Source organism: Plasticicumulans acidivorans, assembly GCF_003182095.1.
Classification (GTDB): domain Bacteria; phylum Pseudomonadota; class Gammaproteobacteria; order Competibacterales; family Competibacteraceae; genus Plasticicumulans; species Plasticicumulans acidivorans.
This window is the reverse complement of the sequence record NZ_QGTJ01000012.1, coordinates 41,918-55,871: the sequence shown is the minus strand read 5'-3', so window position 1 is coordinate 55,871 and position 13,954 is coordinate 41,918. Positions and strand designations below refer to the sequence as shown.

Annotated in this window: 15 protein-coding genes; 7 read left to right on the top strand and 8 right to left on the bottom strand. The window is 65.5% G+C overall.

All coding sequences use genetic code 11. The annotated features are described in order from the left end of the window. Positions 1-85: 85 nt before the first annotated feature. Positions 86-571, top strand: coding sequence for a YajQ family cyclic di-GMP-binding protein (locus C7443_RS17085; protein ID WP_110019872.1), 486 nt, complete (start codon positions 86-88; stop codon positions 569-571). On the opposite strand, the gene C7443_RS17080 is transcribed toward C7443_RS17085, so the two are convergent. The 3 genes from C7443_RS17080 to C7443_RS19980 are packed head-to-tail and all read right to left on the bottom strand — an operon-like array spanning position 568 to position 2,685. Beyond that, on the bottom strand, positions 568-1,476 hold the full coding sequence (locus C7443_RS17080) for an HprK-related kinase A (protein ID WP_110019870.1): 909 nt from the start codon (positions 1,474-1,476) through the stop codon (positions 568-570). The two genes, C7443_RS17085 and C7443_RS17080, sit on opposite strands and share 4 nt — an antisense overlap. After that, entirely contained in the window at positions 1,473-1,820 is a 348-nt protein-coding gene (locus C7443_RS17075) for a hypothetical protein (RefSeq protein WP_146213333.1), read from the bottom strand. The genes C7443_RS17080 and C7443_RS17075 overlap by 4 nt, the downstream gene beginning before the upstream one ends. Before the next feature lie 4 nt (positions 1,821-1,824). Then, entirely contained in the window at positions 1,825-2,685 is an 861-nt protein-coding gene (locus tag C7443_RS19980) for a hypothetical protein (protein ID WP_246004704.1), read from the bottom strand. Here C7443_RS19980 and C7443_RS17070 point away from each other — a divergent pair. The 6 genes from C7443_RS17070 to C7443_RS17045 all read left to right on the top strand — a co-directional run bounded on the left by C7443_RS17070 (position 2,584) and on the right by C7443_RS17045 (position 8,140). After that, positions 2,584-3,558, top strand: a complete 975-nt coding sequence (locus tag C7443_RS17070) for a nucleotidyltransferase domain-containing protein (protein WP_246004703.1) — start codon at positions 2,584-2,586, stop codon at positions 3,556-3,558. The two genes, C7443_RS19980 and C7443_RS17070, sit on opposite strands and share 102 nt — an antisense overlap. A gap of 64 nt (positions 3,559-3,622) precedes the next feature. Next, on the top strand, positions 3,623-5,038 hold the full coding sequence (locus C7443_RS17065; RefSeq protein ID WP_110019864.1) for a DegQ family serine endoprotease: 1,416 nt from the start codon (positions 3,623-3,625) through the stop codon (positions 5,036-5,038). Positions 5,039-5,137: 99 nt separating this feature from the next. Next, a complete protein-coding gene (locus tag C7443_RS17060) occupies positions 5,138-5,725 on the top strand; it encodes a DedA family protein (RefSeq protein WP_110019862.1) in 588 nt (195 codons plus the stop codon). Between the two features lie 77 nt (positions 5,726-5,802). Continuing rightward, a complete protein-coding gene (locus tag C7443_RS17055; RefSeq protein ID WP_110019861.1) occupies positions 5,803-6,144 on the top strand; it encodes a PepSY domain-containing protein in 342 nt (113 codons plus the stop codon). Continuing rightward, positions 6,144-6,809 carry a response regulator transcription factor gene (locus C7443_RS17050; protein ID WP_110019859.1) on the top strand — a complete coding sequence of 222 codons (666 nt, stop codon included), beginning with the start codon at positions 6,144-6,146 and terminating at the stop codon, positions 6,807-6,809. The genes C7443_RS17055 and C7443_RS17050 overlap by 1 nt, the downstream gene beginning before the upstream one ends. After that, positions 6,806-8,140, top strand: a complete 1,335-nt coding sequence (locus C7443_RS17045) for an ATP-binding protein (protein ID WP_110019857.1) — start codon at positions 6,806-6,808, stop codon at positions 8,138-8,140. Before C7443_RS17050 ends, C7443_RS17045 begins: the two co-directional genes overlap by 4 nt. 18 nt (positions 8,141-8,158) lie before the next feature. Here the strand turns inward: C7443_RS17045 and der are convergent, their stop codons facing one another. The 5 genes from der to C7443_RS17020 form a co-directional block, all read right to left on the bottom strand. After that, positions 8,159-9,718: a ribosome biogenesis GTPase Der gene (gene der, locus C7443_RS17040; RefSeq protein WP_110019855.1), complete on the bottom strand. Its 1,560-nt coding sequence runs from the start codon at positions 9,716-9,718 to the stop codon at positions 8,159-8,161. An 82-nt stretch (positions 9,719-9,800) separates the two neighbouring features. Next, positions 9,801-10,952 (bottom strand): outer membrane protein assembly factor BamB, encoded by a 1,152-nt coding sequence (bamB, locus tag C7443_RS17035; RefSeq protein WP_170123664.1) that lies wholly within the window; start codon positions 10,950-10,952, stop codon positions 9,801-9,803. 2 nt (positions 10,953-10,954) lie between these two features. Then, a complete protein-coding gene (locus C7443_RS17030; RefSeq protein ID WP_170123663.1) occupies positions 10,955-11,587 on the bottom strand; it encodes a YfgM family protein in 633 nt (210 codons plus the stop codon). Between the two features lie 34 nt (positions 11,588-11,621). Beyond that, positions 11,622-12,899 (bottom strand): histidine--tRNA ligase, encoded by a 1,278-nt coding sequence (hisS, locus tag C7443_RS17025; protein ID WP_110019846.1) that lies wholly within the window; start codon positions 12,897-12,899, stop codon positions 11,622-11,624. A 70-nt stretch (positions 12,900-12,969) separates the two neighbouring features. Then, on the bottom strand, positions 12,970-13,938 hold the full coding sequence (locus C7443_RS17020; protein ID WP_170123662.1) for a RodZ domain-containing protein: 969 nt from the start codon (positions 13,936-13,938) through the stop codon (positions 12,970-12,972). Positions 13,939-13,954 lie beyond the last annotated feature (16 nt).

Sequence of the window (13,954 nt, the reverse complement as noted above, 5' to 3'; positions counted from 1 at the left end):
CGACGGCTTGGTCCGTCGCGATGCGGGCGCTATCCTTCCGCGCCCCGGGTCGCTCGCGGCCGTGACCATTTTCGAGGAACAGCCGATGCCCTCTTTCGACATCGTCTCCGAAGTCAACGAACACGAACTGAGCAACGCCGTCGATCAGGCCAATCGCGACATCGACGCCCGCTACGATTTCAAGGGCGCCGACGCGCGCATCGAGCGAGCCGAGTGGGTGCTGACGCTGCATGCGAAGACTGAATTCCAGATCGACCAGATGAGCACGATCCTCTACCAGAAGCTCGCCAAGCGTGGCATCGACGTACGCAGTCTGAAGGCCGAGGAGATCCAGGTAGCCAATCTCAAGGCCAGCCAGAAAATCACCGTGCGCCAGGGCATCGAGTCGGAACTGGCGAAAAAGCTCGTCAAGCTGATCAAGGACTCGAAGCTCAAGGTGCAGGCGCAGATCCAGGGCGAACAGGTGCGCGTCACCGGCAAGAAGCGCGACGATCTGCAGGAAGCAATCGCCCTGCTGCGCGCCAACGAACAGATCGAACTGCCGCTGCAGTTCACCAACTTCCGCGATTAGTCGCGGGCCGGCAGCTCGTCGAGGGCGGCGATCGCGGCATCCAGATCGCCGAACTCCAGCGCAAACGCTGGGCATTCACTGACCAGCCGGTACAGCGTGTCGAAGCCGGTGCGGCCGCGCACTTCATAATTGAAGGCATTGGTCGCCAGCCGCGCAAAACACAGGTCGGGGGCGACCGGCTGCAGACGCGCCGACGTCCCGGCAACGAATCGTGGAAATACGAACCAGCCGGGCCTGGCCGGTTGTGCCATCGCCGCGACGGCCTCGGCCGGCGGACGCATGTGGGCCAGGCGGCCTTTGTGCGTCTCCGGGAATTCCGGGCCGATCTGCGCCTGCGGGGCAAACGCCGCCATCACTTCGATCGCTGCGTTCTTCAGCGGCACCAGGCGCGGGAAAGGCACGACATCGAAGGTTTGCGGCCGGATCAGGCAGAACTCGTCGGACATGAAACGCCAGCCGCGCCAGCCGAGCGCTGCACTCAGCGTGCTCTTACCGCTACCCGGCTGCCCGGGCAGCATCAGCGCCCGGCCGCCGCGCTCGACGACGCCGGAATGCAGCATCAGCAACCAGTGCGCATGCATCGCCACGCCCCAGTTCAGCCCCCACTCCATATGCGGGGCCGCATAATCGCTGCCGAAAAGCGGATACGGCAGGATCTCGCCATCGAAGCGCACGCCGAGCTGACGCTTGCGCCAGCCGCGCCAGAACAGTTCAACGTGAAAATCGGCACAGTCCTGCGGCGCAGCCAAGGGATAGACCGCATACAGACGCTCAAGCCAGGCAGCGATATCGAGCCATTCGGAGTGCAGCTGATAAAGAAACGGGCCGATGTGAAAACGCAGCCCCTCGCCGCCGAGGTGCTCACGCAGACGTGCACCAGTCAGATCAGCAATCGAAGCAGTCAAAGAGGGCGGGTCCGGACCAAGCCAAGTGAGGTGAGCTGACGCAGCGCTTCATCAAGCAGAATGTCCAGATCGATACTGTCCGGGTCCTCACAGACCGCCTGTACGGCGCCGAGCAGCTCCGATGTCGACTGCACGCCGGCAGACAGTTGCTCGACCAGCACCGCACCGACCGTCGTCAGAAAGTGCGTCTGACCCGACTCGACGTTATAGGCCAGCATATAGGTCACACCGTCGGCCCAGTCGCGCAACAGCAAAGGCACACTCAGCTGCCATTGCGCATTTTGCACCAGCGGTGCTTGAGACTCCTTTGACGGCCGAGCTTCGGCTGCGGCAAGGGAACTCAAGACACTATCCATTGATATGGAGAGCGGAGGTCACGCATCCGGTCGACAGGAAGGAACCGTTGGCAGTATCCATGTAGCCCTGCTCTCCCTTAAGGATCGGTGTAACCTCACCCGTAGTAGGATCGATATTAAACCAGACTGCATCTCCATCCTTCCTGTAGAGATTCGGGTTACCGTCATCCGTGGTGATCGGATTATCCAATGCATTGATGGAGCAACGCACGGCACTGGTCAAAGCCTGCGCGCGTGCATGTCCCGCGTGCACTGTCAGCACGGCGGGCACGGCCACCAACGCCGTCGCTTTCAGTACACGCCGCCGCGAGACGGATACCGCAGTGTTCGTCGGCGTCTCAGCGCTCTCCGTGGAAGTCGGACTGTGCTGCTCGTGGAGTTCCATAGAACCAGCCTCTCGCGAAGAAAAATCCTGAGTATCGGTATAGTATCGGCTGCAGCCCGCTGGACGGCGAGTCTGACAGGATGTAACACGGCGCATGTATTCGCCGGGACCGGGATTGAGCTTGATTAGTTTCACGCAAATTTCGCGCCATATATTCACTGATGCCGGCAAGCTGCGGATTTCGCCGATGCCCCGATCGCGAAACAGGTCTGCGCCGGACAGCATGTGTAAAAAATTTTTGAGTCGACACGCCCGATGATGCTGGCTCGGCATGCTGCGCACGCCCCGAGCAACGTGGAAACTTTGCTTGGGCTCTTCAGTGCCCCAGCCACAGCGTCCGAACTGTCCGCAGCCGATTGGAACGTTCTGCTGCCGGTCGCCCGCCGCCTCGGCGGGCTGGCGCGCCTGCACGCCTGCCTGGAAGACGCCGGCCAGCTGGCCAGCGTGCCGCCCCGCGTCGTCCGCCATCTGTACGCTGCCCGCGAGCTGACCAATGCCCGCACACGGGCCTTGCGCTGGGAGCTGCGCTGCCTGACGCAGGCCGTGGCCGAGCCGGCGCCCATCGCACTGAAAGGCATGGCCTACCAGTTGCTGGGACTGGCCGCGGGACGCGGGCGGCTGTCATCGGATCTCGACGTGCTCTATCCGTATTCAGCGATGACGGCGGTCGAAACCACACTGTTTGCGAGCGGCTGGGTGCACCAGGCGCTCAAGCCCTACGACGATCGCTATTACCGCCAGTGGATGCACGAGCTGCCGGCATTCGTGCACCCACTGCGCGGCATGACCGTCGACGTGCATCACGCCATTCTGCCGCGGACCGCACGCCTGCACCCGGACTCGGCTCGGCTGATCGCCGCAGCGCATACCCTCGATACGGCAGATGGCGTACGGGTGCTGTGTCCCCACGACCTGCTCCTGCATGCGGCCGCCCATGCCTGCTACGACGGCGCTTTCGAGCACCCCCTGCGTGACCTGCTCGACATCCACCAGCTGTGCATGGAGCTCGGCGATTCCGCATTCTGGCGCGAACTGCCGGCGCGGGCGCTCGAACTCGATCTCGGGCGACCGCTCTGGTACGCGCTGAGTCTGGCCAGGCAGGCACTCGGCACGCCGGTACCCGATGCCGTGTTCACGAACCTGCGCCCCGCCGCCCCGTCCGCACTCAGCGCATGGCTGCTGCTTCGACTGGTTTCCAGCGTCCTGCTGGAACGCCCCGGCGCGCATCCGGCGCGCTGGTGCCTGTTCATCCGCTCCCACTGGCTGCGCATGCCACCGTGGATGCTGCTCCCGCACCTCGTTCGCAAAACTTGGCGACGCCTGCGTGCGCGATCAAGCTGAACCGCCGGCTCACCACCGTGGTCGACTCCAGTTCCAGTCCGCCGCCGCGACACGGAGACTCTCGATGAGCAAACTGCTTCGCCTGGCTGCCGTCACACTGCTGCACGCCGCCCTGCTGTTCACGACGCTGCCGGCACGTGCCGATGATCTGCCGGATTTCACTGCGCTCGTCGACCACTACGCTTCTGCCGTGGTCAGCATCAGCACCACCGGCAAAACGGAACCTGCAAACGAAGACCGCACGCCGCATGACAAACGCCTGCCCAATCCGTTCGAAGGAACGCCGTTCGAGGAACCCTTCCGGCACTTTTTCGATCAACGCCCCGAGCAACGCACGCCACGCTCGACACCGTCGTCGATCGGCTCCGGCTTCATCGTCTCGGCGGATGGCTACATCCTGACCAACGCCCACGTCGTCGACGGTGCCGAGCGGGTGACGGTCGGCATGAACGACCGCACCGAACATGTTGCGGAAGTGGTGGGCAGCGACCCGCGCAGCGACATCGCCCTGCTCAAGATCCAGGCCAAGGATCTGCCGACCGTCAAGATCGGCGATTCCGACGCGCTGCGCGTCGGCCAGTGGGTACTGGCGATCGGCTCGCCGTTCGGTTTCGAATCGAGTGCGACAGTAGGCATCGTCAGCGCCGTCGGCCGCAGCCTGCCGACTGACAACTACGTGCCGTTCATCCAGACCGACGCCGCTGTCAATCCCGGCAACTCCGGCGGCCCGCTGTTCAACCGCAGCGGCGAGGTCATCGGCGTCAACTCGCAGATCTACTCCCGCTCCGGCGGTTACCAGGGCCTGTCGTTCGCCATCCCGATCAAGGTCGCCATGAACGTCGCCGAGCAGCTGAAGACGCGTGGCCGCGTCGCCCGCGGCTGGCTCGGCGTACTCATTCAGGAAGTCACACCGGATCTGGCGAAGTCCTTCGGCCTCGACCGCCCGCGCGGTGCGCTGATCGGTCAGGTGATGGACGACGGTCCCGGCGCGAAGAACGGCCTGAAAGCCGGTGACATCGTGCTCGAATTCGACGGCCACGCGATCAGTCGCTCGGGCGAACTGCCACCGCTGGTCGGTGCCAGTTCACCGGGCAAAGAAGCGACGCTGCAGATCTTCCGCGACGGTGCGCAGACGCAAATCAAGGTGCAGATCGGTGAGCTGCCGGACGATGTAGCCGTGAACGGACGCAGCGCTGCAAGCGGCGAAGCCCACGGCCTCGGCCTTGAGGTCACCGAACTGCCGGCGGAGCAGCGCACGCAGGGCGACAGCGGCGTCGTGGTCCGGGAAGTGCGCAGCGGCCCGGCGCAGAGCGCTGGCATACGTACCGGAGATGTCATCGTTCGCGTGAATAATCAGGCCATCACCGGTCCGGCCCAGTTCGCCACCGTCATCCGCCAGCTGCCGCGCGGCAAACCGGTCGCCGTGCTGATTCGCCGTGACGACAACGCCCTGTTCCTGCCCCTCACCCTGCCGGAATGAGCGCCATGAAATGAGCTCCGCGCGCCCCGCCGCCAAGTCCGGCGGGGCACGGCCCCGGCACTTTTTTAACGATTATTTCGTTCCACGAGTCCACACAGCATGTACGAACACATCCAGCAGTGGATAGCCGAGTTCGGCTACCTCACGATCCTGGTCTGGACCTTCATTGAAGGCGAAACCGTTGTCATCGTCGCCGGCGTCATTGCCAAACTCGGCCAACTGGAACTGCACTGGGTCATGCTCGCTGCCTTCGTCGGCAGCCTGTGCGGTGATCAGTTCTACTTTTTCATCGGCCGTTTCCAGGGCAAGAAACTGCTCGACCGTCATCCGAAATGGGCCAAACGCGTCGGCTGGATCAACGACAAGCTCGAACGTCATCGCGATTTTCTCGTCCTGACCTTCCGCTTTTACTACGGCATCCGCAACGTCACGCCGTTCGTCATCGGTGCCAGTGACATTCCGACGCTGCGCTTCCTCACCCTCAACATGATCGGGGCAGCCGTCTGGGCGGTGACCTTCGCCGGTGCCGGTTACCTGTTCGGCCACGCGATGGAGCAGTTCATGGGCAATATGCATCATGCCCAGATCTACATCATCGGCACCGTCGTCGTCATCGCTTTCATCGTCTGGCTGATCATGCGTTACCGCCGCCGCGCCCGCGAGGCGCGCGAAGCCAGCGGCAGCTGAGCCACGCCGCCATTTTCAGCGGATTTTCAGCTTGCGCTGCCTAGGCTGGATAGCAGATTCGCTATCCGGAGCCCGTGATGAAACTGCCGACGCTGCCGCGCAGCCTCGCCGTCGTGCTCGCCCTGTGCGCTGTGGGCACGCCCCTGCTCTATGCCAGCGCCAGCGACCACGAGGACATACGCCGTCTGCGTGAGGCCGGCGAGGTGCTGTCGCTGGAGGAAATCCTGCAGCGCCATCGCGCCGCCCATCCGGCCGGCCACATCCTGGAAATCGAACTGGAGCGTGAGCACGACCGCCTGGTCTACGAGGTCAAGGTGCTCGATGCCGACAGTGCCGTGCGCAGTTACCAGTACGATGCCCGCGACGGTCGCCTGCTGCGCGAAAAAGCCAAGCGCCGCCGCGCAGAGGACGACGACTGATGCGCCTGCTGCTGGTGGAAGACGAAACCAGCCTGCGTGAACGGCTGGCAGCGGATCTGGTACAGGCGGGCTTTGCCGTCGATGCCGTCAATAACGGCGTCGATGGTGAACACTTCGGTGCCACCGAACCTTACGACGCCATCGTGCTCGATCTCGGACTGCCGGATCGGCCCGGCCTCGAAGTGCTGCGCCGCTGGCGTGCGCGCGGTGTGCGTGTGCCGGTGCTGATCCTGACCGCGCGCGATGCCTGGCATGAGCGCGTCGAAGGCTTTCGCGCCGGCGCTGATGACTACCTCGGCAAACCGTTCCATATCGAGGAGCTGATCGCCCGTCTGCACGCCCTGATCCGCCGCGCACAGGACGTCGTGCCCGGGCAGCTCGAAGCCGGTGGCATCCGTCTCGATGAAGACCGCCGCCAGGCACTGCTGCCGGACGGTACACCGATCGAGCTGACCGGTACCGAATTCCGCCTGCTGCGCTATTTCATGCTCAACGCCGGCAAGTGTCTGTCGAAAACGCAGCTTGCCGAGCACGTCTATGACTTCGACTCGGACAAGGACAGCAACGTGCTCGAAGTCTACGTCAACCGCCTGCGCCGCAAGCTCGGCCGTGAGCTGATCGGCACCCGGCGCGGCCAGGGTTACGTGTTCGGCGAACGCGGATGACCTCCCTGGAAAGCCGCCTGAGCCGCGGCCTGATCCTGACGCTGGCGCTGCTGGCGCTGCTCGGCTTCGGGCTGGCGCATTACTCCATCAACCGGCTGACCAACGAGTTCATCGTCGGTCGGCTCGAACATGACCTCGACGCCCTGCTCGCCGACCTCGAACTCGACGCCTCCGGCCATCCGCAGCTGGCCAGCGACAGCCTGAAACCGGTCTTCGAACAACCGTATTCCGGGCATTACTTCAAAATCAGCGCCCCCGGCGGCGAACTGCGCTCGCGCTCCTTGTGGGATGCCGACTTTCCGCTGCCGGAGCCAAGCGGCAACGGCATCGCCAGCCTCGAAGTCCCAGGCCCCGACCGTCAGGAGCTGCTGGTGATCGCACGCCGCGTACGCTTCGGCGATGAATCCGTCACCGTCGGCGTCACCGAGGACCTGAGCGCTTTCCATACCGGACTGCGCACGCTCACCGCGAGCCTGAGCGGGCTTGCGCTGGCGGCATTCGGCGGCCTGCTGCTGTGGCAGCGGCTGCTGATCCGGCGCGGACTGGCGCCGCTGGAGTGGGTGCGCCGCGACCTGCAGCAGCTCGGTGAGGGCCGCATCGAACGCCTGCCCACGGAAGTGCCGCAGGAGCTGCGTCCGCTGGTCGATGAGATCAACCGGCTGGGCACCCTGGTCGCGCAGCGCCTGCAGCGCTCACGCAATGCGCTCGGCAATCTGGCGCATGCGCTGAAAACGCCGCTGGCGGTACTCACCCAGCTCGAACGCCATCCCGCGCTCAGCGAACACGCGCATTTACGCGACGAGCTGACACGGCGCACGCAGGAAATCGACCGCCTGCTGCGCCGCGAGCTCAAGCGCGCGCGCATCGCCGGCAGTGCAACGCCGGGCATGCGCGTCGACCTCGAACGTGAGATCGACGCGCTGGTCGCGGTGCTCGAACGCATACACGCTGAACGCCGGCTCAGCTTCGGCACACGCATCGCCGCGCAGAGCGCGCCGATCGATCGCGACGACCTGCTCGAACTACTCGGCAACCTGATGGACAACGCCTGCCAATGGGCACACTCGCGTGTGCTGGTCAGCGCCGCCGAGGCGGACGGCGAGCTGGTACTGACGGTGGAAGACGACGGACCCGGCGTCGCCGACGAACAGCTCGCCCTGCTCGGTCAGCGCGGCAAACGCCTGGACGAATCGCGTGCCGGCAGCGGCCTCGGCCTGGCCATCGCGCAGGACATCGTCGACAGCTACGCCGGGCGGCTGCAGCTCGGCCGCTCGACGACGCTCGGCGGTTTCAGCGCGCAGATACGTCTGCCGCTCGCAGCATCGCACTAAGGCGCAAGCCGCAAGATTTCAGCTGCGACCGCGCGACGGCGGTGTCCGTGGTGACGGCTTGCGTCCACCGGACGGCGCCGGACCGGCGGGTTTCGGCCCCGGACGCGTCGGGTTGCGCCGCCCCGGCACTTCCAGCTTGCGTGCCTCGCGCGCTTCTTTGCGTGCCGCCACCTTGTGTTCACGCTCATCGCGGCGCGGCCGGTGGTGTTGCTTCTTCAGCCGGTGCTCACCGTCGTCATAGGGATTTTCACCGCCACGGAATTCGACGCGGATCGGCGTGCCCTGCAGCTTCAGCACTTTGCGGAACAGATTGACCAGATAGCGGCGGTAGGCGTCGGGAATGTGCTCGACCCGGCTGCCGTGAATGACGATCAGCGGCGGGTTGCTGCCGCCCTGATGGGCATAGCGCAGCTTGATGCTGCGTCCGTGCACCAGCGGCGGCGCGTGCTGGGCAACAGCGTCCTCGACCAGCCGCGTCAATTCCGGCGTCGACAGTTTGCGCGTAGCGGCCTGATACGCCTGGTTGACCGAGGCGAACAGGTCCATGACCCCGGAGCCGTGCAGGGCGGAGATGAAATGCGTCGTCGCAAAGTCGATGAACGACAAGCGGCGCGCCATATCGCTGCGCACCTGGTCGCGGGTATCGATGTCCAGCCGGTCCCACTTGTTGACAGCGATCACCAGCGCCCGCCCGCTGTCGAGCGCATAGCCGAGCAGCGTCGCGTCCTGATCGGCGATGCCCTGGCGGGCATCGAGCACCATGACGATGACGTGAGCTTCTTCGATCGCCTGCAGCGTCTTGATCACGCTGAACTTCTCGATCGCGGCATCGACGCGCGAGCGCCGGCGCACACCGGCAGTATCGATCAGCGTATAGCGCGTACCGTCGCGTTCGAACGGCACGGCTACCGAATCGCGGGTGGTCCCCGGCATGTCGAAGGCCAGCACGCGCTCTTCGCCGACGATGCGATTGATCAGCGTCGACTTGCCGACGTTCGGCCGGCCGATGATCGCCAGGCGGATCGAACCGTCGTCGACGCCGAGTGCGGTGCGCTGCAGCTCGCGCGTTTCGCCCTCGGGCAGCGTCTCGGCCACGGCGTCGAACACGCGATCCATCAGCGTGTGCACGCCGCGGCTGTGCGTCGCGGAAATGCCCCAGGGTTCGCCGATGCCGAGCTGGTGGAAATCAGCCAGCACCCGTGACAGCTCCAGATGCTCGGTCTTGTTGACGACGAGGAACAGCGGCTTGCCGCTGCGGCGCAGGCGAGCGGCGATTTCCTCATCGGCGCTGCTCAGCCCGGCGCGGCCGTCGACCAGCAGCAGCACCGCATCGGCCTCTTCGACGGCTTTCTCGGCCTGCTGCGCAATCAGCGCATCGATGCCCTCGCCCTCGCCGGTCAGGCCGCCGGTGTCGACGACCAGATACGGCGCCGGACCGACCTTGCCGAGCCCGTACTGGCGATCGCGGGTCAGGCCCGGGTAATCAGCGACCAGCGCGCTTTTGCTGCGCGTCAGGCAATTGAACAAAGTGGACTTGCCGACGTTCGGTCGGCCGACCAGTGCGATGACGGGCAACATGGCCTGCACTCCCGAGAACACGAAAAAAGCAAAAACCGGACCCCGAAAGATCCGGCCGTATCAGGACACGCCGCCGTGCGACTCAGTTGGCGCTGTACGCGGCGAGCGTGCCGTCTTTACCGTAAACAAAGAGCAGGCCGTTACGCAGCAGCATCGACATCACGCCTTTCGACTCCGGACGCACGCGCCCGACGATGCGGCCATTCTCGGCATCGAGCAGATGCACGTAGCCTTCGAAATCGCCGACGGCGATCACCGGCCCGGCAGCGACCGGCGCGGTCAGGTGACGGCCGAGCAGATCGGCATTCTTCCACAGCGGTTCGCCGCTGCGCCGGTCGAGCGCCCAGACCACATCGTCGGCAGCACTGACGTAAACCTTCAGCGCATCGACGTCGAGACCGGCATAGGTCGACAGATCACGGTTCCACAGCAGGTTGCCGTTGGTCAGATCGACCGCACTGACCGCCCCGTGGTAAGGCGCAACGAACAGCGTCGAGCCGGCGATCCTGGGTTCGGCGTCGACATCGACCAGACGCTCCATCTCGGTCTTGCCACGCGGTGCCGCCAGAATCTTCTGGAACAGCGGCCGCCCCTGGCGCAGATCGAGCATCAGCAGACGCCCGCTGTCGAGACCGGCGATCAGCACGCCCTGACCCAGCAGCGGTGCCGAGGTGCCGCGCAGCGACAGCAGCGGCACCGACGAGGCATAGTTCCACAGCACCGTGCCGCTCGCAGCATCGAAGCCGAAGAAGCGGCCGTCGGCGACGCGCACGACGACGATGCCATCGCTGAGCCGCGGCGCGGCCAGCACTTCGCTGGAGACACGGCTGCGCCATGCTTCGGTACCGTTTTCGGCGCGCAGCGCGACGACTTCACCCTTGTTGGTACCGAACACCACCAGCCCGGACCCTACACCGAGGGCTCCGGTGATCGGCAAATCGGTGTCCACCGACCACAGTTTGCGACCACTCGCCGCATCCAGCGCCATGACGATGCCATCACGCGAGGCGGCGTACAGCGAGCCCTGATCGAGCGCCAGCTGCAGACGCACGAACGCCTTGTCAGCCCCGTCACCGACGCTGGTACTCCACACCTCGCGCACCGGCATGGGATTGGCAATCGACACCAGCGGCGTCGGCGGCACGCTGTTGTCGGTGCCGCTGGCCCACTCGGTCAGCCAGCCACAACCCTGGAGCAGGCCCAGCAGGGCCACCAACATCACGCTGCGCCGCATGCTCATTTCTCCTGCGCCGGAGGAAGGTTGTCGAGCTTCATCTGAATCAGCCCGGCCGACGGCCCGCCCGCGGCGACCGCCGCCACCCACGCCGCCCGTGCGCCTTCGACATCACCACGCGCCAGAGCCAGATTACCGCGCAGGTCTTCACGCTCGACGGTGAAGGCCGCCGAAGTCACGCTGTCGAGCCGCTTGGCCGCCTCGTCGTAGCGCTTTGCGGCAATCAGCACGCGTGCCGCCCGCAGGGCGACGACCGGGTACATCGGCGAGCCCTGGGTTCTCGTCGCGGCCCAGTCGAGGCTCGACAAGGCGGCCGGCAGGTCATTGGCATCGACGGCAACCTTAGCGATCGCCAGCGCCGCCAGCGTGGCGTAGAAAGTGTCGGAATGCGCGCTGATCAGTGCCTGTCCGCGACTGCGTACCTGTTCGCCGTCGCCGGCCGCCAGGGCTGCCATGACCGTGTCGAACTGCAATGAGGCCTGCGCGGCCTCGGCGGCCTGCTGACGCTGCCACCACTGCCAGCCGACGATGCCGGCAAGCGCCAGAAGCACAGCGGCGATCGCCGCCATGCCGTTGCGCCGCCACCAGTCCTGCATCGCCTCAACGCGTTGTTCATCGGTTGCGAAATCGTCCATCGCCATCTCGTCGGATGCTCCCCTGGTTGCCGGTTCAGGCCAGCGCCAACAAACCGGCGAGCCGCGCCGTCAGTTCGGCCTGCGCAAACACCTGCTGCTCACCTTCGCCACGCAGAGGCTTGAGGGCGGCGGTGCCGTCAGCGGCCTCCTGCTCGCCGAGAATCAGCGCCCACTCGGCAGCGGACTTGTCAGCCCGCTTCATCTGGTTCTTGAAGCCGCCACCGCCGGCGTTGAGCTGCAGACGCAGGCCCGGCAGGGCATCGCGCAGGCGCTCGGCGAGCACCAGACCGACGCGCTCCGCCGCTTCACCGACCATGACCACATATACCTGCGGTACGCGCTCGGCGGCGAAATCGTCGCGTGCCTCCAGCAGGCCGAGCAACCGCTCGACGCCCATCGCGAAGCCGACTGCTGCCGTGGCACGACCGCCGAGCTGTTCGACCAGTCCATCGTAACGGCCACCGGCACACACGGTCCCCTGAGCACCGAGACGATCGGTCACCCACTCGAAGACGGTTTTTGTGTAGTAGTCGAGGCCGCGCACCAGCCGCGGATTGATCGTGTAGGCCACGCCGGCGGCATCGAGCAGCTCGCGCAGCCGGGCAAAATGCGCGGCGGACTCGGCGTCCAGATGGTCGAGCAGCTGCGGCGCATTCGCCACCACGGTCGCCATCGCCGGATTTTTGGTGTCGAGAATACGCAGCGGATTGCTGTCGAGCCGGCGCAGCGCGTCCTCGTCAAGCTGATTGAGATGCGCGCGGAAGTATTCGATGAGCCGCTGGCGATACGCTGCCCGGCAGTCCGGCGTGCCCAGCGTATTGAGCTGCAGCGAGACATCCGTCAGTCCGAGGCGTTTCCAGAAACGCGCGGTCATGCAGATCAGTTCAGCGTCGATGTCCGGCCCGGCCATACCGAAGACCTCGGCGCCGATCTGGTGGAACTGGCGATAGCGGCCCTTCTGCGGACGCTCGTGGCGAAACATCGGTCCGGTGTACCACAGCCGCTGCTGCTGATTGTGCAGCAGGCCATGTTCGATGCAGGCGCGCACACAACTCGCCGTGCCTTCGGGGCGCAGGCTCAGGCTGTCGCCGTTGCGATCGTCGAAGGTGTACATCTCCTTTTCGACGATGTCGGTCACCTCACCGATCGAACGGCAGAACAAGTCGGTGAATTCGACGATCGGCGTGCGGATCTCGTGATATCCATAGCCTGTTAACACGTCGCGGATCACGTGCTCGAAACCGGCCCAGCGGGCCGACTCCCCTGGCAGGATGTCATTCATCCCGCGGATCGCTTGCAGATTCTTCGCCATCGCTAAATTAAGGTTCCCGGACAGATTGCGGCCTGGCGCATGCGCTCGTCGTCAGCCCTGCTGACGAGCGTCAGTTTTCCTGTGCGGCGCCGAGCGTGAATTGCGTGACGCTGCCGCGCTTGGGGACAAAAGCCGCCATGTCGATCGGCTGGCCATCAAGGCTGATCTTCGCACCGAGCACATTGCCGAAACGGAAACGGATCGGCGGCGTACCACTCAGGCTGGTGCGGGCGCCGGCGCGCAGGGTTCCGGTGAACAGCAGCTTGCCCTCGCCGTCACGGATATCAGCCCAGCTCTCCCGCTTGGTTTCGATCAGCACCTCGACCTTGCCAGCGGCGGGAGGTGTGCTCGCGGCAGTGTCGAGTGCGGCGGCACTGGTCGGCGCCACCGTATCAGCCGCCGCAGCCGAAGTCGCTGCCGGCACTGTCGGCTCGGCGGCCGTCGCCGGCGCCGGCGACGTGGCAGCAGACGAGTCCGGCACCGACGCAGGCGGCGGCGGTGTAACGACTGCGGGTGTGGCCGCCGGCAGCGGCGGCGCCACAGAAGCCGGTGACGTCGCTGCCGTTGACGGCAGTACCAGCTCCTGACGCCCGCTGGCATCGAGCTGGCCAAGACCGGCGTTACTGCCACCACCGACCATGTTCGGCCAGATACGCTGGTAGAACACCCAGCCGGCATACCCGGCCAGCACCAGAAACAGCAGGTAGGCCAGCGGCCGCAGGCTGCGGTGTCCGCGTGGCGCACTGCTCAGCGACTCGCCTCGCAGCTTGAGCCTGGGCGGTTCGGCTGGCACGAAGCGGCGGAAACGTTCGAGTGCCCACTGCTCATCGAGTCCCAGCATCCGGCAATAGCGGATCAGGAAACCGCGCACGAACACCGGTGCGCCGAGCTCGGCCATGCGCTCGGCCTCCAGCCCCTGAACGACGGCAAGAGACAGATTCGCGCGCACGGCGGCCGCTTCCTGCGTCATACCGAGCGCCTCGCGCCCGGCCGTGAGTGCGGCTCCGAGTTCGCGTGTTTCCTCCATGGACGGAGGCAATGACTGTTCCGTTTGG